This window comes from Pseudonocardia sp. CA-142604 (genome assembly GCF_050948475.1).
Classification (GTDB): domain Bacteria; phylum Actinomycetota; class Actinomycetes; order Mycobacteriales; family Pseudonocardiaceae; genus Pseudonocardia; species Pseudonocardia alaniniphila.
The window spans coordinates 2,903,003-2,921,106 of the sequence record NZ_CP192045.1 but is presented as its reverse complement, the minus strand read 5'-3'; the positions used below and the strand labels follow the sequence as shown (position 1 = coordinate 2,921,106).

11 protein-coding genes are annotated in these 18,104 nt (G+C 72.1%); 3 read left to right on the top strand and 8 right to left on the bottom strand.

The genetic code is table 11. The annotated features are described in order from the left end of the window. Positions 1-9 precede the first annotated feature (9 nt). From ACQPZQ_RS13420 to ACQPZQ_RS13410, 3 genes are all read right to left on the bottom strand, one after another. Complete coding sequence (locus ACQPZQ_RS13420) at positions 10-2,046, bottom strand: bifunctional aldolase/short-chain dehydrogenase (protein ID WP_433295517.1); 2,037 nt, start codon at positions 2,044-2,046, stop codon at positions 10-12. Positions 2,047-2,087: 41 nt separating this feature from the next. Continuing rightward, positions 2,088-3,254 carry an L-rhamnose isomerase gene (gene rhaI / locus ACQPZQ_RS13415; protein WP_433295515.1) on the bottom strand — a complete coding sequence of 389 codons (1,167 nt, stop codon included), beginning with the start codon at positions 3,252-3,254 and terminating at the stop codon, positions 2,088-2,090. Between the two features lie 147 nt (positions 3,255-3,401). Further along, a complete protein-coding gene (locus ACQPZQ_RS13410) occupies positions 3,402-6,209 on the bottom strand; it encodes a family 78 glycoside hydrolase catalytic domain (protein ID WP_433295513.1) in 2,808 nt (935 codons plus the stop codon). Between the two features lie 452 nt (positions 6,210-6,661). On the opposite strand from ACQPZQ_RS13410, the gene ACQPZQ_RS13405 reads away from it, so the two are divergent. From ACQPZQ_RS13405 to ACQPZQ_RS13395, 3 genes are all read left to right on the top strand, one after another. After that, positions 6,662-7,957 carry an MFS transporter gene (locus ACQPZQ_RS13405; RefSeq protein ID WP_433295511.1) on the top strand — a complete coding sequence of 432 codons (1,296 nt, stop codon included), beginning with the start codon at positions 6,662-6,664 and terminating at the stop codon, positions 7,955-7,957. Continuing rightward, entirely contained in the window at positions 7,954-11,895 is a 3,942-nt protein-coding gene (locus tag ACQPZQ_RS13400) for a hypothetical protein (RefSeq protein ID WP_433295509.1), read from the top strand. Before ACQPZQ_RS13405 ends, ACQPZQ_RS13400 begins: the two co-directional genes overlap by 4 nt. Positions 11,896-11,971: 76 nt before the next feature. Then, complete coding sequence (locus ACQPZQ_RS13395; RefSeq protein WP_433295507.1) at positions 11,972-12,607, top strand: phosphoribosylanthranilate isomerase; 636 nt, start codon at positions 11,972-11,974, stop codon at positions 12,605-12,607. A gap of 164 nt (positions 12,608-12,771) precedes the next feature. Here ACQPZQ_RS13395 and ACQPZQ_RS13390 read toward each other — a convergent pair whose 3' ends face one another. The 5 genes from ACQPZQ_RS13390 to ACQPZQ_RS13370 are packed head-to-tail and all read right to left on the bottom strand — an operon-like array spanning position 12,772 to position 17,878. Next, positions 12,772-13,125 carry an L-rhamnose mutarotase gene (locus tag ACQPZQ_RS13390; protein ID WP_433295505.1) on the bottom strand — a complete coding sequence of 118 codons (354 nt, stop codon included), beginning with the start codon at positions 13,123-13,125 and terminating at the stop codon, positions 12,772-12,774. A gap of 25 nt (positions 13,126-13,150) precedes the next feature. Next, the gene (rhaS, locus tag ACQPZQ_RS13385; RefSeq protein WP_433295503.1) at positions 13,151-14,254 is read right to left on the bottom strand and encodes a rhamnose ABC transporter substrate-binding protein; all 1,104 of its coding nucleotides are present in this window, start codon (positions 14,252-14,254) and stop codon (positions 13,151-13,153) included. 12 nt (positions 14,255-14,266) lie between these two features. After that, on the bottom strand, positions 14,267-15,325 hold the full coding sequence (locus ACQPZQ_RS13380; protein ID WP_433295501.1) for an ABC transporter permease: 1,059 nt from the start codon (positions 15,323-15,325) through the stop codon (positions 14,267-14,269). Next, positions 15,312-16,367, bottom strand: a complete 1,056-nt coding sequence (locus ACQPZQ_RS13375; protein WP_433295499.1) for an ABC transporter permease — start codon at positions 16,365-16,367, stop codon at positions 15,312-15,314. Before ACQPZQ_RS13375 ends, ACQPZQ_RS13380 begins: the two co-directional genes overlap by 14 nt. Then, the gene (locus ACQPZQ_RS13370; RefSeq protein ID WP_433295497.1) at positions 16,364-17,878 is read right to left on the bottom strand and encodes a sugar ABC transporter ATP-binding protein; all 1,515 of its coding nucleotides are present in this window, start codon (positions 17,876-17,878) and stop codon (positions 16,364-16,366) included. The genes ACQPZQ_RS13375 and ACQPZQ_RS13370 overlap by 4 nt, the downstream gene beginning before the upstream one ends. Between the last annotated feature and the right edge of the window lie 226 nt (positions 17,879-18,104).

The following is an 18,104-nucleotide window of genomic DNA, read 5'->3' as shown; positions in this document are numbered from 1 at the left end:
GGTGATTCGTCAGCGCAGGAACGCCGCCGCGACCCCGGCGTCCACGGGGATGTGCATTCCGGTGGTGTGGGACAGGTCGCCCGCGGTGAGCACGACGACCGCGGCCGCGACGTGCTCCGGCAGCACCTCGCGCTTCAGCAGGGTCCGCTGCGCGTAGAACTCGCCGAGCTTCTCCTCCGGCACGCCGTACACGGCGGCGCGCTGGGCACCCCAGCCGCCCGCGAAGATCCCCGACCCACGGACGACACCGTCCGGGTTCACACCGTTGACCTTGATGCCGTGCTCGCCGAGCTCGGCGGCGAGCAGCCGCACCTGGTGGGCCTGGTCGGCCTTCGCCGCGCCGTAGGCCACGTTGTTCGGCCCGGCGAACACACCGTTCTTGCTGGCGATGTAGACGATGTCCCCGCCCATGCCCTGCGCGATCATGGTGCGTGCGGCGGACCGGGCGACGAGGAACGAGCCCTTGGCCATGACGTCGTGCTGGATGTCCCAGTCGGCCTCGGTGGTGTCCAGCAGGGGCTTGGAGACCGACAGCCCGGCGTTGTTGACCACGAGGTCGACCCCGCCGAAGGCCAGCGCTGCCGCGTCGACGGCGGCGGCCACCGCATCGGCGGAGGTGACGTCCACCGTCACCGGCACGGCGACGTCGGCGTTCCCCAGCTCCGCGGCCACGCCTGCGGCGGCGTCGCCGTCGCGGTCGGCCACCACCACGCACGCGCCCTCGGCCGCGAGCCGCGTCGCCGTGGCCCGGCCGATCCCCGAACCCCCGCCGGTGACGAACGCGATCCGCCCGGCGAGCGGCTTCGGCTTCGGCCTCCGCGCGAGCTTGGCCTCCTCGAGGGCCCAGTACTCGATGCGGAACTTCTCCGACTCCGGGATCGGCTCGTACGTGGAGAGCGCCTCGGCTCCACGCATCACGTTGATCGCGTTGACGTAGAACTCCCCGGCGACGCGGGCGGTCTGCTTGTCGCCGCCGAAGCTGAACATCCCGACGCCCGGCACGAGCACGATCGCCGGGTCGGCCCCGCGCATCGCCGGGCTGTCCGGAGTGGCATGCCGCTCGTAGTAGGCGCGGTAGTCCTCGCGGTAGGCGGCGTGCAGCTCGCGCAGCCGCGCGATCGCCTCCTCCAGCGGGGCGGTGGCCGGGAGGTCCAGCACGAGCGGGCGCACCTTCGTGCGCAGGAAGTGGTCCGGGCAGGAGGTGCCGAGCGCGGCCAGCGGCTGGAGCTTCTCGCGGGCGAGGAAGTCGAGCACCCCGTCGGTGTCGGTGAAGTGGCCGACCTGACGGCGGTCGGTGGACGCGAGTCCGCGCAGCACCGGTGCCAGGGCCGCGGCCCGCGCCCGGCGCTCGTCCGCCGGCAACGGCTCGTACCCGGGCCGGACTGCGCCGAAGGGCTCCCCCGACCCGCGCTCTTCGATGTAACGGGTGGCGGTGGCGATGATGTCGAGCGAGTTGGCTTCGCACTCCTCGCTCGTGGCACCCCAGGCGGTGATCCCGTGCCCGCCCAGGATCACGCCGACCGCCTGCGGGTTGGCCCGCTTGACGGCGGCGATGTCGAGGCCGAGCTGGAAGCCGGGGCGTCGCCACGGCACCCACACGACCCGGTCGCCGAAGATCTCCTTGGTGAGCGCCTCGCCGTCGGTGGCGGTGGCGATCGCGATGCCGGCATCGGGGTGCAGGTGGTCGACGTGGTCGGCGTCGACGAGCCCGTGCATCGCCGTGTCGATCGACGGCGCCGCCCCGCCCTTGCCGTGAGCGCAGTAGTCGAACGCGGCGACCATCTCGTCCTCGCGCTCCACGCCCGGGTAGACGTCGACGAGCGCACGGAGCCGGTCCAGGCGTAGCACCGCGAGCCCCGGCTCGGTGAGCGTTCCGAGGTCGCCGCCCGAGCCCTTGACCCACATGAGGTCGACGGGCAGGCCGGTGACCGGGTCGTCGGCACTGGCCTTGGCGGAGGTGTTGCCGCCCGCGTAGTTGGTGGTGCGGGGGTCGGCGCCGAGGCGGTTGCTCCGGCCGAGGAGCGCCTGGACTGCCGGGTGGGTCATCGTCTGCTTCTCCAGCGTTCGTGGGGTGGGCGGATGCGGGTTCAGGCGCCCCAGCCGGCCTGCTGCCCGCCGACCCGCTCGGACTCGATCTGTTGCTGGTAGCCCGAGCGGTGGTACGCGGCGACGGGATCGGGGTCGAGGTCCATCTCGGCGCGCAGCTCGCGCAGCAGCGGGCGCACGTCCGAGGAGTAGGCGTCCATCAGCACCGCGTTGGCGGCGAGCACGTCACCGGAGCGCTGCGCGGCCGCCAGCGCGTCGATGTCGACGAGCAGCGCCTTGGCCGTGGCCTCCTGCACGTTCATCACCGACCGGATGATCGCCGGGATCTTGGCCTCGATGTTGTGGCACTGGTCGAGCATGAACGCGATGCCCGCCGCCGGCGACAGCGCGTCGACCGAGACGATCTCGTGCATGATCCGGAACAGCTGGAACGGGTCGGCCGCGCCCACCATCAGGTCGTCGTCGGCGTAGAAGCGCGAGTTGAAGTCGAACGCGCCGAGCTTCCCGGCCCGCAGCAGGAACGCCACGATGAACTCGATGTTGGTGCCGGGGGCGTGGTGGCCGGTGTCGATGCACACCGTCGCCTTGTCACCCAACTCGATGCAGTGTGCGTACGAGGTGCCCCAGTCCGGCACGTCCGTGGTGTAGAAGGCGGGCTCGAAGAGCTTGTACTCCAGCAGCATCCGCTGGTCGGGGCCGAGCCGGTCGTACACCTCGCGCAGCGCCTCGGCGAGGCGGTCCTGCCGGGCGCGAATGCTGTCCTGGCCGGGGTAGTTGGTGCCGTCGGAGAACCACAGCTTGAGGTCACGAGAACCCGTGGCGTCCATGATGTCGACGCACTCCAGCAGGTGGTCGGTCGCCTTGCGGCGCACCTGCGGGTCGGGGTTGGTGACACTGCCGAGCTTGTAGTCGTCGTCCTGGAAGACGTTCGCGTTGATCGCCCCGATGCCCACGCCCTGGTCCGCCGCGTACTTCGCCAGCTCGGCGTAGTCGCCGACGCGGTCCCACGGGATGTGCAGCGCCACCGCGGGCGCCACTCCCGTGAGGCGGTGCACCACTGCGGCATCCGCGATCTTCTCCTGCGGCGTCCGCGGCACCCCGGCCTGCGCGAACACCTTGAACCGCGTGCCCGAGTTCGCGTAGGCCCACGAGGGGGTCTCGATGCGCTGCTCCCGCAGCGCCTGACGAACGACTCCCGGGTCAGCCATGCTGTTCTCCCCTCCCGCGGCGTTTCCACGCCGTGGCCGTGCTCGATCCGGCGACGCCCCGCGACGCCGGTTCCCGTCCCGTGCGCCGCTCGAGCGCACTCTGCTCTCCGTGCCCGTTTTCGTCGATCTCCGTCACGTCCGTCGGGTTCATGACGGCACAGCCGGTGCTTCGGCGACGATCTGTTCCAGCCGCGCGCGCACCGCGTCGGGCGCCGGCCGCAGGAGCGGCGGGACGAGCGCAGGCAGCGCGGATGCGGGGGCGTCGAGGTACGGGGCGAGGCGCCCCGCGACCACGGCGCTGTCGGCGGCGAGCCCGGCCTCGACGGCCACGCTGACGAGCTCGTCCCACAGCCCAGGGCTGTCGATCACGTCCCGGACCGTGCGCACCGGCCGGGCCTGCGGGGCGACCTCCTCGACGTCCCAGTGGTGGCGGCCGTGGCCCACCTCCACCGCGGTCGCACTGCCCGGCAGGTGGACCGACGCACGCGCGCCGACCGGAACCTCGACGTCGAGCAGGAAGCGCCCCTCGGAACGCCGCCAGGCGACCGCGGCCTCGCCGTACGGCGTCTCGTGGCGCGCCGCGGCGCTCGTCAGCCCGCCGCCGGGGACGGGCCGCACGAGGATCCGCCGGTACCCCGGCTCGGCGGGCGCGAGCCCGGCGACGACGCGGTGCAGCCAGTCGGCCACCGCGCCGAGCGCGTAGTGGTTGAAGGAGGTCATCTGGCCGGGGTTGATCGACCCGTCGGGGAGCATGCTGTCCCAGCGCTCCCAGATCGTCGTGGCCCCCATCGTCACGGGGTAGAGCCACGACGGGCAGCCGCGTTCGAGCAGGAGCCGGTACGCGAGATCCGGCTCGCCCGCGACGGTGAGGGCGTCGGTGATCAGCGGCGTGCCGACGAACCCGGTGGCGACCCGGAAGCCTGCGGCGCGCACCAGGTCGGCGAGCCTGCGCCCGGCATAGGCACGCTGCTCCGGGGTCGGCAGCAGGTCCCAGACGAGGGCGAGGGCGTAGGCCGTCGGAGCGTCGTTGTGCAGGCGCCCGGACGGGCTCACGAACTCCCGCGCGAACGCGTCGCGGGCCGTGGCGGCGAGGTCGGTGTAGCGGCTGCGCTCCTCGTCCCGGCCCAGCACCTCGGCGGCTCGCGCGACGAGCTCCGCGGATCGCACGAGGTGGGCGGTGGCGACGAGATCCGGGTCCGTGCGCGCGGCAGCAGGGTCCTCCGGCGGGGCGGCGGGGTCGAGCCAGTCGCCGAACTGGAAGCCGCCTGCCCAGAGCCCGTCCTTGCCTGCGAGGCCGGCGATCCGGTCGGTCCAGGCCCGCATGCTCTCGAACTGCGCGGCGAGCACGCCGGTGTCGGCGAAGCGCTCGTAGAGCACCCACGGCACGACCGTGGCCGCGTCGCCCCACGCCGCAGCGGCCGGACCCTCCGGACCCCGGATCGCGTCCGGCACGACGAACGGCACGGACCCGTCGGGCTGCTGCTCGGCGGCGAGGTCGGCGAGCCACGAGGTCAGGAACCCCGAGCAGTCCGCGAGGAAGGCCGCCGTGGGGGCGAAGATCTGGATGTCGCCGGTCCACCCCATCCGCTCGTCGCGCTGCGGGCAGTCGGTGGGGACGTCGAGGAAGTTGCCGCGCATGCTCCGCACGACGTTGGCGTGCAGCGTCTCGACGTCCCGGTCGGAGCACGCGAAGGAGCCCGTGGGCGCGAGATCCGAGCTCAGCACCACGGCGGTGGCGGACTCGATCTGCCGCTCGTCCACACCGCTCAGCTCGGCGTACCGGAAGCCGTGGAACGTGAGCGACGGTTCGAGCACGGCGTCACCCGTGACAAGCAGGTAGTCGTCGGTGGCCTCCGCCGACCGCAGCGGCCGCACCCCGAGCTCCCCGCGTTCGAGCACCTCGGCGTGCCGGACCGTGACGCGCTGCCCCGCCGCGCCGCCCCGCACCCGCAGCCGCACCCAGCCGACGACGTTCTGTCCGAAGTCGACGAGCAGCCGTCCGGACGGGGAGCGGAAAAGCGCGACAGCAGGTACCTCGGCGACTGCGCGCACGGGCGGCCCGGACGGCCGGACGAGCCGGCCGAGGTCCTCATCCAGCACGTCGACGGGCCCCTCCGCGCCGGAAGGGTCCCACCGCAGGTCGGTGGTCTGACCGTCGTAGAGGTCATCGGCGAGCACGCCGCTCGCCCGCGCGCCCCAGGTGGCGTCGGTGCCGAACGTGCGGACCGTGCCGTCGGCGTGGGTGACCTCGAGCTGCGCCAGCGCGGCGAGCCGCTCGCCGTAGAGGGCGCGCTGTCCGTCCCAGCCGAGCCTGCCGCGGTACCAGCCGTTGCCCAGCAGCACCTCGATCGTGTTGGGGCCCTCGCGCAGCAGCGCCGTGACGTCGTGGGTGCGGAAGCGCAGCCGGTGGGCGTAGGACGTCCATCCCGGGGCGAGCTCCTCGTCGGTGACGCGCTCGCCGTTGATCGACGTGACGTGCAGCCCGAGCGCGGTGACGTGCAGGCGTGCCCGGACCACCTCACCGTGCAGCTCCACGGCGCCGCGCACGATCGGCGCAGGCTGCCCGATCCCACCCACGGTGCGGGGCGAGACGAAGCGGGCGCTCCAGTCGGCGGCGTCGAGCAGCGTGGTCTCCAGCGCGGCGGGCTCGCTCCAGTCACTCCAGCCGCTCCCGTCCTGTCCGGCGACGCGGGCGCGGACCGAGGCGCGGGCTCGCGACCCCAGCGGCGGGAACGGCCAGGCCACGAGCACCTGCTCGGAGGTGTCGACGCGCTCCGTGACGACGTCACCGGCCTCGTCGGTCAGTTCGAGCTCGACCGCCGACTGGACGAAGCCCTCGGGGGCGGCGGGGATGCGCCAGGAGAGCCGGGGGGAGGCGCTGCCGATGCCGAACCCGGAGGTGGCGTGCTCGAACCGGACGGGTTCGGGCCGGACGGTCGGGGACGGATAGGGCATGCGGCCTCCCTTGGTCGCAGGACATCCGGCGCCGGGCCGGCCAGGGCGCTCGCGGAGCTCGTCAGCTCCCCTGCACGCAGCACGCAACAACTATGAAACGTTTCATACCATCGCTCCAGCAAGGTAGCCCGCATCACGTCAAACGTCAACAGTTGAATCACATCGGTGCCCGATCAGTCAGCGATGTCCGCCTGAGCCGTCCTGGATCGTGCCCAACTGTGAGTCTTGACTGCGATCTATGCCATAGCTACCTTTCCCCCACCTCGTATTGAAACGAATCAATCGGAGGTCCAATGCCGGACCACGAGGCCTGCCGGTCGCGCCGTCTCACGGACGTGCCCATGACCGCCGCCCCCGCTCTCCACGCCATGGGCCTGCCGCAGACGAACGACTCGTACCGCCGGGGCGCCTGACCGGCGCCACCCCACCCGTTCCGCATCAAGGAGGATGCCGTGCCTGCACCCGAGGCCGTCGGCGTCGAACCCGCCGGGGACGACGCGACGATCAGCAAGCAACAGTGGAAGTGGTCGGTCCTGGCTGCGATGGCGTCCTATCTGGACGCCGGGTCGATCGTGGCCCTCGGCGCCGGGCTCACCCTGTTCCAGAGCGAGCTGGGGCTGTCCAGCTTCGGCGTGGGCGCGCTCGCCGCGATCGGGCCGAACGCGATCGGGTGCGCACTGGGCGCGTTCATCGGGGGCAGGCTCGGCGACAAGCTCGGCCGCAAGCGGATCTACAAGTGGGATCTCCTGGTCTACGCGCTCGGCATCCTGTTGATCGCGCTCGCGGTGAACCCCGCCATGCTCTTCGTGGGCACGTTCATCGTCGGTGTCGCGGTCGGTGCGGACGTGCCGACGTCCCTGGCGCTGGTCGGCGAGTTCGCCCCCGCGAAGGGCCGGGGCAGGCTCATCGGTCTCACGCAGGTGGCGTGGAACCTCGGTCCCGTCATCGTGCTCGTGCTGGCGCTGGTGCTGAGCCCGATCGGCCTGCTGGGCACGCGGATCGTCTTCCTGCACCTGTTCGTCGTCGCGATCGTCACCTGGGCTCTGCGGCGTGGCATGGTCGAGTCGGCGCGCTGGACGGCGGCCGCGACCCGCGCCCGTTCCACCGCCGATCAGGTGCGCCAGCTGTTCCGCGGCCACAACCTGCGCGCCCTCGTCTGGACCGGCACGATCTACACGTTCTGGGGTCTCGCCGCCGGCACGTCGGGCATCTTCACGCCGTACGTGGTCGAGACGCTCGGCGCGGGCACCCAGGCCGCCGGCGTGGCGCTGTCGTGCGCCGGGTTCGTGATCGGGATCTTCGCCACGGTGTTCCTGTTCATGCGCCTCAACGACCGCAGCTACGCCACCCGGCGCACGATGTGGGGCATCGGGGCGCTGCTGCAGATCGTGGCGTACGGGGTCTACCTGGTGCTGCCGTTCACCGTGCCGGTCGTGATCCTCAACATCGTGCTGTTCGGCGTCGGGGCGGCACTGGCCGGTGAGCCGACGTACAAGGTGTTCAGCCAGGAGCTGTTCCCGACGATGCTGCGCGGCACCGCCCAGGGGTTCACGTTCGGCGTCGCCCGCACGTTGCTCGGGATCTGGAGCTTCTTCGTCCCGATCCTGGCGGCGGTGGAGATCGGCCCGGTCGCGCTGCTGCTCACCGCGTTCCTCGCCGTCAGCGGGGTCGTCGGCTTCTTCTTCATGCCCGACACCGTCGGCAAGTCGCTGGAACAGATCGAGAGTGAACGGTCGGTCCGCGCGTGAGGGACGACGCCCTGAGCGCCGGGGTCGGTGAGCTGCTGCACCGCTTCACCGACCCCGACCCCCGCTTCGGCCCGTTGCCCATCTGGTGGTGGAGCGGCGCGAGGATCACCCGGGAACGGCTGCGCCGGCAGATGGAGCAGCTCGTGGCCGGAGGCGTCCGCCAGGCCGTGGTGCTGTGCCTGGCCCCGACCGGACCGATGTTCGGATCGGTGGCCGATGACCCGCCGTTCCTCTCGCCGGCGTGGCTGGAGCTGTTCGACCAGGCCTGCGCCGACGCCGAGGAGCTCGGCTTCACGCTCTGGATGTACGACCAGATCGGCTTCTCCGGGGCGAACCTGCAGGGCAGGCTGATCGCGGACGAGCCGGCCTTCGCCGGGCAGGCCCTGTTCCGCACGGAGGGCTCGGGAGCACGGGTCGTGCTCACCGCGCCCGCCGGGCACACACCGCTCTGCGCCTACGCCGTGCTCGGCTCCGGCGAGCGCGTGCCCGTCCCGATCGAGGACGGCACGGCCCGGTGGGCGGGCGAGGCCGCCGCCGTCACGCTCGTGCACGCCGGCACCAGCGGCTTCGACTACTTCAGCGAGGCCGCCTGCGCTGCCTTGCTGGAGCAGGTGCACGGCACGCTCGAACGCGCGGTCGGACGCTGGTTCGGCCGCAGCATCGGCGGCTTCTTCCAGGACGAGCTCCCGCCGATGCCGACGTGGGGCGGCGACTTCGCCACCACGTTCGCCGCCCGCTACGGCTACGACCTCCTCCCGCAGCTGTGGGCGTTGTGGGAGCAGGACTCCTCGGCGCAGGCCGCGCGCATCCGCCGCGACTACCACGAGCACCGCGCCACGCTCGCCCGCCGCGGCTTCTTCGACCAGCACGACGCCTGGTTCGCCGCGCGCGGGCTGGTCTGCGGGTTCGACCAGGCGTCGCCCGCCCGCGAAGGCGACCCGGTCGGCGGCGTGCACACCTACGGCGACTACCTCGGCCTGCACGCAGGCTACGGCGCGCCGGGCAGCGACCACTGGGGCGACGCGAAGGTCCACAGCTCGCTCGCTCACGCGAACGGCCACGAGCGGGTCTGGATCGAGGCGTTCCACTCCTCGGGCTGGGGCGGCACGCTCGAGGAGACCTACGACTGGCTCTCGGCGTTCCTGCGCCGCGGCGCCACCCTCTACGACCCGCACGCCGTCTACTACTCCACGGTCGGCGGCTGGTGGGAGTGGGCGCCGCCGTCCACGTGCTGGCGCCAGCCGTACTGGCCGTCCTATCCGGTGTTCGCCACGGCCGTCTCCCGGCTCTGCTCGGTGCTGACGGCGGGCGAGCACGTGGCCGACGTGCTGCTGCTCTCCCCCACCACCACGGCGCAGGCGCACGTGACGCTCGCCGGGGCGCTCCCGGACGCCGACCGCGTGAACCGGGTGTTCCGCGAGCTGGGCGGGATCAACTCGTGGCTGGCCGAGCGCCGCGGCGTGCTGGAGCGGGCCGGGATCGATCACGACGCGCTCGACGAGGCCACCGTTGCCAGTGGAAAGGTCGACGGCTCCGCCTTGCAGGTGGCGGCGGAGGCCTACCGCACCGTGATACTGCCCGCGACCACCGCCCTGCACGTCGACACCGCCCGTCGGCTGGTGGAACTCGCCATGGCGGGTGGCCGGGTGATCTGCGTGGAGCGGGCGCCGGAGCTGTTCCTCGGCGCCGACGAGCAAGCGGTGGCGGACGACTTCCGGGCCGCACTCGCGGCCGGGCGGATCACGGTGGTCGCGGGCGCAGAGGACGTCATCGCAGCGGTGCTGCACGGGCCGGTGCGGGTGCGCGCCGACGCACCGTTCCTGCTGCGCCGCCACGGCGACGCGCACGTACTCGCCCTCACCGCGCACGACGAGCACAGCGGAACCGCCGCGCCGATCCTGCAGCTGGGCGAGGGCTCGTGGGTCGACAGCGGCTTCACGTGGACGGACTACAACGACCAGCTCCGCACGAGCGGGTACCGGTTCGTCCCGCCCGGCGACCGCACGGCCCGCGTCCACGTCGACGGGCTCGCCGCGCCGCGGGCGCAGAGCTGGTCGCCGGGCACCGGGCAGCGCACCGAGCTGACCGTCACGGCGGACGGCGACGGCTGGGCGTTCGACGTGCCCTTCGACGACGGCGCGGTGGCCCTCGTCGTGCTCGCCGACACGCTCCCGGCCGCGACGGCGGTGCCGCTGGGCGCCGTGGAGGAGACCGTCGCCCTCACCGGTCCGTGGCAGGCGCTACCGGAGTCCACGTTGGACAACCGGTGGGGCGACCTGGCCGCGGCCGACCGCCCCGGCGTGCTGCCGATCGAGGTGTGGCGGCTGGAGCACCGCAGCGGCGAGACCGCCGACTGGACGCCCGTGACGGCGGGCTTCGGCCCGTTCGCCGAGGTCCGGGGCCCGTGGCAGGGCGACGAAGGGCCTGGCTGGGAGCCCGTCGAGTGGTCGCTCGCCCGCGGCATCCGCGACGACCCTGCACACGCCGAGACGCTCGGGCCGAAGGGCAGCGTGCCCGAGGAGTTCCTCGACTGGCGGCACGTGCAAGCCGGGGAACGGGTGGCGGTCCGCACCCACCTCGTCCTGCCCGACATCCCCGGGCTGCTGCTCGCGGTGGGCGCGGGAGCAGCCCGCCGGGTGCTGGTGGACGGCGCCGAACTGCCCGTCGACGGGACGGGCCACCAGTCGTTCAGCCCGCTCCCCGACGGCCCGGCCGGGCGCACGGTGGCGGTCGAGATCGAGCTGACCTCCGACCGGGACGGCCCGCTGCGTGCGTCGTTCACCGTGGTGACCGACGCCGAGGCCTACCGGCGTCCTGAGTGGATGCAGCCCGGCGACGACGTCGTGGTGGGAGAGTCGGCCGACCTCGTGCTGGAGGTGCCACTCACCGAAGTGCCCGCCGACCCCCGTGTCCAGGTCGGCTCCGACGGTGCGTGCAGCCTGCTCGTCAACGGGGTCGAGGTGGGTCGCCAGGGCGACTTCAACCCCTACCCGGACCACCGCGAGATCCGCGTGCACACCTACGACCTCGGCCCACACCTGCGCGCCGGGAAGAACACGATCACGCTCCGCGTCACGAACCAGGGCCTCGATCCGACGGCCGCCACGCTCGACTCACCCGCCACCGGCGGGCTCGGGATCCGCAGCGGCGACGGCTGGACGGCCCGGCGCGGTGGCGATCAGGTGCCGCTCGTACTGCGCCGCCGGCACGCGGGCGACCCCCGTTTCGTCTGCCTGGACGTGCGCCCGCACCCGCTGCCGGGCGCTGCGTGGCTCGATCCCGCCGCCGCCTCGCACGGAGTGGTCCTGCCGCTCGTGCCCGACCTCGATCCCGGCGCCGAGCGCACCGAGTGGCTGCGGCTGACCGTGCCGCCGGGCACGGTGGCGTTCCGCACGGCCACACCGCTGCAGGTCGTGGCGCTGGTGGACGGCCAGGAACAGAAGCCTGACCACGGGGTGATCCGGCTGCCGTCGCCCGCCGAAGCCGGCACCACGGTGCTGCTCCGTGTCACCGCAGCCGGCGGACGCCGCAGCGGCGCGCTGCTCGACGGGCCGGTGGAGCTGGAGGTGACCGAGGCGCGGGTCCCGCTCGTTCCGTGGGAGGAGCTGGGGCTGCGAGCGCTGGGCGGGCAGATGACGTACCGGACGACGGCCACGATCCCCGACGTCGCGGGGCGCCGGGCGGTGCTCGACCTCGGGGAGGTCCGCGGCACCGCCGACGTCCGCGTGAACGGCGAGCTCGCGGCCCGGCTCGTCTGGGGCCCGTGGCGCGCCGAGGTCACCGACCTGCTCCGGCCCGGCGGCAACACCATCGAGGTGATCGTCCGGGGCACCTTGGCCGGCTACCTCGATGACGCCTCCCCCACCCGCGGTGTCTACGCGGGCCAGATCCGCACCGGCCTGCTGGGCCCGGTGGTACTCCGCCTCCACTCCCGCTGAACGGGTTGGACCGCGAGGCAGTGATACCGGCCCTCCCGCCTTGGCCGTGCAGCAGTCCGGCGGATAAGAAGGCGGCATGGTTCGCGTCAAGATCTGCGGGATCACCACGCCGTCCGATGCCACGTTCGCTGCGGATTGCGGGGCCGATGCGATCGGGCTGAACTTCTATCCGAAGTCGCCGCGGTTCCTCACACCCGACGAGGCCGAGGACATCGTCCGGGCGCTACCGCCGTTCTCGACGCTCGTCGGACTGTTCGTCGGTACCCCGGACGACGAGGTGGCGAACACCGTGCGCGGTTTCGGCCTGCGGGCTGTGCAGTCCTACCCCGAACGACCGCCCGGCCGAAGCTACTTCCCCGCGGCGCACGTCCCCGCGTTCCGCGTGCGTGACGCCGCCTCGCTGGAACTCATCACGCGGTACGTCCGGGATGCCCGCGCGGAGGGCGTGGCACCGGCGGCCGTCCTCGTGGACGCGCACGTCGAGGGGAAGCTCGGCGGCACGGGGCATGTCGCGCCGTGGAACCTGCTCGCCGGGTTCGACCCCGGGGTGCCGGTCGTCCTCGCCGGCGGACTGACCCCGGATAACGTGGCCGACGCCATCCGCGCCGTCCGGCCGTGGGGCGTCGACGTGGCCAGCGGCGTCGAGTCGGCCCCCGGCCGCAAGGACCCCGCCCGGGTGAGAGCGTTCATGCAAGCGGTTCGGGCTGCGTAGACCTGCGTAGATCCGACCTGACGAACGAGCGGCGCGTTGATCCGATAGATCTGGACCAACGCGCCGCTCGTACCACCGGGCCCCCCTGGAACGAGCCCCCGGCTCGTTCCACCCGGCTTCCCCCCGACGAACCCAGCACTCGCGACGCCACAACCGGACCCGGGTCAGGGCTCCGTGGTGGCGACACGCGCGAGTTGGTCCTCCAGGTGGAAGATCTCCTCCAGAAGCAGAAAGCCCTCGTCCGGGCCGCGGCCGTCGAGACCCGTGAAGAACTGCTGCATCTCCGCCTGCCAGCGGGCGTTCACCTCGGTGGCCGCCATGGCCTGCTGGGCGGCGGTGAGATCGTCGGCTTCGACGTACCCGATGAGCAGGCCGTCCGTGCGCAGGAAGAGCGAGTAGTTGCGCCAGCCGGAGTCGCGAAGGGCGGCGAGCATGTCCGGCCAGACCGCCCGGTGCCGCCCCACGTACTCCTCCAGGCGGTCGGGCCGGACCTGGAGCTGGAAGCAGTAGCGCGGCACCGGGCGGTCCCCCCTCTCATAGCGGTCAGAAGTTGAACTGGTCGATGTTCTGTGCGGTGAACACCGTGGGCGGGCCGAGGACGATCTCGCCGTCGGTGCCGATCGTGTACTTGCCGAGCTTGCCGGCGGTGAACGTCTCGCCCTGCTTGCCGGTGATCTGCCCGGACGCGAGCGCGGCCCCGGCGTAGCCGGCGAGGTAGCCGATGTCGGCGGGGTTCCACAGCGCGAACTGCGACACCGTGCCGTCCTTGACGAACTCGCGCATCTGGTTCGGCGTGCCGAGCCCCGTGACGGCGACCTTGCCCTTGTAGCTGGAGCTGCTGACGTACCGCGCGGTGGCGGCGATGCCCACGGTGGTGGGCGAGACGATCGCCTTCAGGTTCGGGTAGGTCTGCAGCAGACCCTGGGCCTCTTGGAACGACTTCTGGTCGTCGTCGTTGCCGTAGACCGTGGCCACGAGCTTCATGCCGGCGTTCTCCGGCTTCTTCAGCTCCTGCTCCATCACCGCGATCCAGGCGTTCTGGTTCGTCGCGTTCGGCGTGGCCGACAGGATGGCGATGTCACCCTGGCCGCCGGTGAGTTCACTCGTCATCTTGACGAGGGTCTCGCCGATGCCCTCCGTGGTCGCCTGGTTGACGAAGACGTCGCGGCACTGCTTCGCAGCATCGGAGTCGAACGCGACGACCTTGATGCCGGCGTCGCGGGCCTGGTTGAGCGAGGGGCAGACCGCGTTGGGGTCGTTCGCGGCGATGCCGATCACGTCCTGCTGCTGCTGGATCAACGTGTTGATGTAGCTGACCTGCGACGATGCACTCGCGTCGTTGGGCCCGACGAGCTTGTACTCACCCTTGAGCTCGGTGACCGCCGCCTGGCCGCCGCCCGCCTCGATGTCCGAGTACGGGTTGTTCAGCTGCTTGGGCAGGAAGGCGATCTTGAGGCCCTCCTTCAGCGGCGCGTTCGGATCGGCGGTCGCAGCGCTGGCTCCACCACCGGAGCTGTCGCCCTGGTCTGCGGTCGACTCGCGGGTGGTGCCGCCGCAGGCCGATAGGCCGACGGCCAGCACGAGCCCGGCCGCGACGGGCACGAGCCCGCGGCGGAAGGTGCCCGCTCGGGCGGAGCGCAGGGACATGGGGGTTGCCTTTCAGGAGGACCGGACGGCCGGCGTCGGTGACGGTTCGGGGTCTGGGGAGGCGGGCGGCGGTGGGCCGGACGGGCGGCGGCGCCGCAACGCGGCCTGCGCGTTTCTCGCGAGGTTGGGCGCGAGGACGGAGATGATGAGCAGCAGCCCGGTGACGACGCTGAGCGCCTCGTTCGAGACGTCGTCCAGGCGCAATGCGTTCTGCAGCGCGGTCAGCAGGAGCACACCGCCGAGGACGCCCCAGAGGGTGCCCTTGCCGCCGAAGATCGAGACGCCACCGAGCAACACCGCGGCGACGACGGCCAGCTCGAGCCCGGTGCCGTTGTCGGCGCGGGCGCTGGAGTAGCGCAGCGTCCACAGCACTCCGGCCAGGGCCGCGACCGCGCCGCAGACGACGTAGAGCCAGAACTTCACGCGCGTGACGCGGACGCCGGCGAACCGGGCGGCCTCGGCGTTCGCCCCGATGGAGAAGAGCCCTCGCCCGGCCGGGGTCAGGTGCAGCACGACCGCGAAGACGAGCCCGAGCACGAGGAGCGGGATCACCAGCAGCGGGATGCCGGTGCCGCCGATGTCACCGGTGACGAGGTCGGTGTAGCTCTCCGGGAAGTCGGCGATCGCACGGTCGCCGAGCACGACGAACGCGAGGCCGCGGTAGAGCGCGAGGGTGCCGATCGTGACCGCGAGCGAGGGCAGCCCGAACACGGTGACGAAGGTGCCGTTCAGCGCGCCCAGCACAGCGCCGAGCAGCACGCAGACCGGGATGATCGTCTCCAGCGGGAGCCCGGCCTCCCACAACGCGCCCATCACGGCACTGGAGAGCCCGAGCGTGCTCGCGACCGAGAGGTCGATCTCCCCGGTGACGATGATCAGGGTCATCGGCAGCGCGATGAGGGCGATCGGGGCGAGGTCCAGCACCAGGAACGAGAGGTTGCGGGTCGAGGCGAAGTTGTCGACGGTGAACGACGCGATGATCAGGAACACGATCAGCACGCCGATGATCGCGGCGTCCCAGGAGGTCAGCCTGCCGAGCAGGCGCCGGGCGGGCTGGTCAGGAGACGGCATGTGATTCCCTCCGGCGCAGCGAGGCGGAGATGCGGGCGGCGACCAGCCGGTCGGTGCCGATGGCCAGCAGGATCAGCGCACCGACGATCGCCTGCTGCCAGAACTGGTCGATGCCGAGCACCGGCAGCGCGCTGCCGATGGTGGTGAGCAGGAGGGCGCCGATCGCTGCGCCCCAGACGGTGCCGCTGCCGCCGAAGACGGCGACGCCTCCGACCACGACGGCCGCGACGACGTTGAGCTCGTAGCCCGTGCCCGCCGCGGCGTCGATCGTGCCGAACCGGGCGGCGAAGAGCACCCCGGCGAGCCCGGCGAGCGCGCCGCTGACCACGAACGCGGCCAGCGTGCGGCGCCCCACCGGGATCCCGGCCAGGCGCGCGGCCTCGGGATTGGAGCCCATGGCGTAGAGCTCCCGCCCGGACCGGTAGGTGCGCAGGAAGATCCCCGCCACCACGACGACCACCAGCGCGATGAGGATGAGCCACGGCACGCCCAGGACCGTGGCCGTGCCGAAGGACAGGAACCCCGGCGGCAGCTCGTCGGCGTTGATCTGCTGGCCGCCCGCCCAGAAGAACCCGATCCCGCGGAAGACGTAGAGCGTTCCGAGCGTGACGACCAGCGCGGGCACGTTGCCGAACCGCACGAGCACGCCGTTGAGCAGACCGCAGACGGCTCCGAAGACCAGCCCCGCCAGCAGCGCGATCACCACCGGCACGCCGGGGGCCGCCTGCAGCAGCGAGCCGACCGCGAACGCCGAGAGACCGAGCACCGAGCCGACCGACAGGTCGATGTTGCGGGTGATCACCACGACCGACTGCCCGACGGCCAGCACGATGATGATCGCCGCGGCGAGCACGAGGTCGCGGATGCTCTGCCCGGAGAGGAACCGGGGGTTCACGATCGCGGTGACGACGATCAGGGCGGCGAGCGCGAGGACGATGCCGAGCTCGCGCGCCCGCAGGATGAATCCGACCCGCGAACCGGCCGCGCGGTCGCGCTCCACGGTCGGCGCGGGGCCGGTGGACGGAGGAGAGACCGTGGTCATGCCGCCGCACCCTGCCCGGTGGCCGCGAACATGACGGCCTGCTCGGAAGCCTCGGCCCGCGGCAGTTCGGCCACCAGCCGTCCCTCCCTCATCACGAGCACCCGGTCGGCCATGCCCAGCACCTCCGGCAGCTCCGAGGACACCATCACGATCGCGACGCCCTCGGCCGCGAGATCCGACAGCAACCGGTGCACCTCGGCCTTCGTACCGACGTCGATCCCGCGGGTGGGCTCGTCGACGATCAACACCCGCGGGCGCGTCGAGAGCCACTTGGCCAGCACGACCTTCTGCTGGTTACCGCCCGAGAGCCGGCCGACGGGGTCGGTCAGATGGGCGTACTTCGTCTGCAGGCGCGCCGCCCAGTCGCGGGCGAAGCGCCGCTCCCCGCCGCCGACCAGCAGGCCCAGCTTCGTCAGGCTGCCCAGCCGGGTGGCGGTGATGTTGCGCTCGATCGAGGCCTCCAGCACGAGACCCTGTTGCCTGCGGTCCTCGGGAACGAGCGCGACACCGGCGCGCATGGCCGCCGCGGGGGAACCACCACGCAACTGCTTCCCGTCGACCCGCACCTGGCCTGCGTCGCGGGGGTCGACCCCGAAGACCGCCTGCACCACCTCCGAGCGCCCGGCGCCGACGAGGCCGGCGAGCGCGACGATCTCGCCCGCACGCACCGCGAACGACACGTCCGAGAAGACGCCTGCGCGGCTGAGGCCCTCGACCTCGAGCACGACGTCACCCGGCACGACGTCGCGCTTGGGGAACAGCGTCTCGAGCGGGCGGCCCACCATCCGCCGCACCATCTCGTCGACGGTGAGCTCGTCCAGCGGGTCGGTAGAGACGTGGGCGCCGTCGCGCATGATCGTGACCCGCTGGCACAGGGCCGTGATCTCCTCGAAGCGGTGGGAGATGAAGAGCAGCGCGGCGCCACCTGCCCGCAGCGACTCGGCCACGGCGAACAGGCGCTGCACCTCCACACCGGTGAGTGCGGCGGTGGGCTCGTCCATCACGATCACCCGCGCGTCGAGCGACAGCGCCTTGGCGATCTCGACGATCTGCTGGTCGGCGATCGACAGGCCGCGAGCGGGCCGGTCGGGGTCGATGGCTACCCCGAGCTGATCGAAGTAGGCCTCGGCGCGGGCGTTCATGGCGCGGCGGTCGATCCGCCGCCCGGAGCGCAGGGGCTGGCGGCCCATGAAGATGTTCTCCGCGACCGAGAGATCCGGGAAGAGCGTGGGCTCCTGGTAGATCACGGCGATGCCGGCGGCCAGGGCATCGGCCGGCGAGTGCAGCTCCAGCGGCTGCCCGTCGAGCTCGATCGTGCCCGTGTCAGGACGATGGAGCCCGGCGAGCATCTTGACGATCGTCGACTTGCCGGCTCCGTTCTCCCCCACGAGGGCGTGCACCTCGCCTCCGTACAGCGGAAAGGAGACGTCCCGGACGGCGGAGACGGCGCCGAAGGACTTCGCCACCGAGCGGACCGCGAGCAGCGGCTTGCTCGGCTCTGGGCTCGCCATCCGGCCCTCCTCCAGCATCTTTGATGAAACGTTTCAAATGGTGAGCCACGCGACCGTACGGGCCACGGATAGAGCGTGTCAAGGTCGAACCAGCAGCACAAGACCCCGACGGCGAGGCGACCAGGCTTCACGTTCGGCGGGTTCTGCGTGCGGACGACTACTACCTGCATGGCACTCTTGTACGTTTCAGTGCCACACGGCATGCTGCCGGAATCGAGTTCGAGGA

Bases quoted from the DNA above. Each gene is read 5' to 3' on its own strand.
- ACQPZQ_RS13420 (WP_433295517.1), bottom strand. From the start codon at position 2,046: ATGACCCACCCGGCAGTCCAGGCGCTCCTCGGCCGGAGCAACCGCCTC.
- ACQPZQ_RS13370 (WP_433295497.1), bottom strand. From the start codon at position 17,878: ATGGCGAGCCCAGAGCCGAGCAAGCCGCTGCTCGCGGTCCGCTCGGTG.
- ACQPZQ_RS13380 (WP_433295501.1), bottom strand. From the start codon at position 15,325: ATGCCGTCTCCTGACCAGCCCGCCCGGCGCCTGCTCGGCAGGCTGACC.
- rhaI (WP_433295515.1), bottom strand. From the start codon at position 3,254: ATGGCTGACCCGGGAGTCGTTCGTCAGGCGCTGCGGGAGCAGCGCATC.
- rhaS (WP_433295503.1), bottom strand. From the start codon at position 14,254: ATGTCCCTGCGCTCCGCCCGAGCGGGCACCTTCCGCCGCGGGCTCGTG.
- ACQPZQ_RS13410 (WP_433295513.1), bottom strand. From the start codon at position 6,209: ATGCCCTATCCGTCCCCGACCGTCCGGCCCGAACCCGTCCGGTTCGAG.
- ACQPZQ_RS13375 (WP_433295499.1), bottom strand. From the start codon at position 16,367: ATGACCACGGTCTCTCCTCCGTCCACCGGCCCCGCGCCGACCGTGGAG.
- ACQPZQ_RS13395 (WP_433295507.1), top strand. From the start codon at position 11,972: ATGGTTCGCGTCAAGATCTGCGGGATCACCACGCCGTCCGATGCCACG.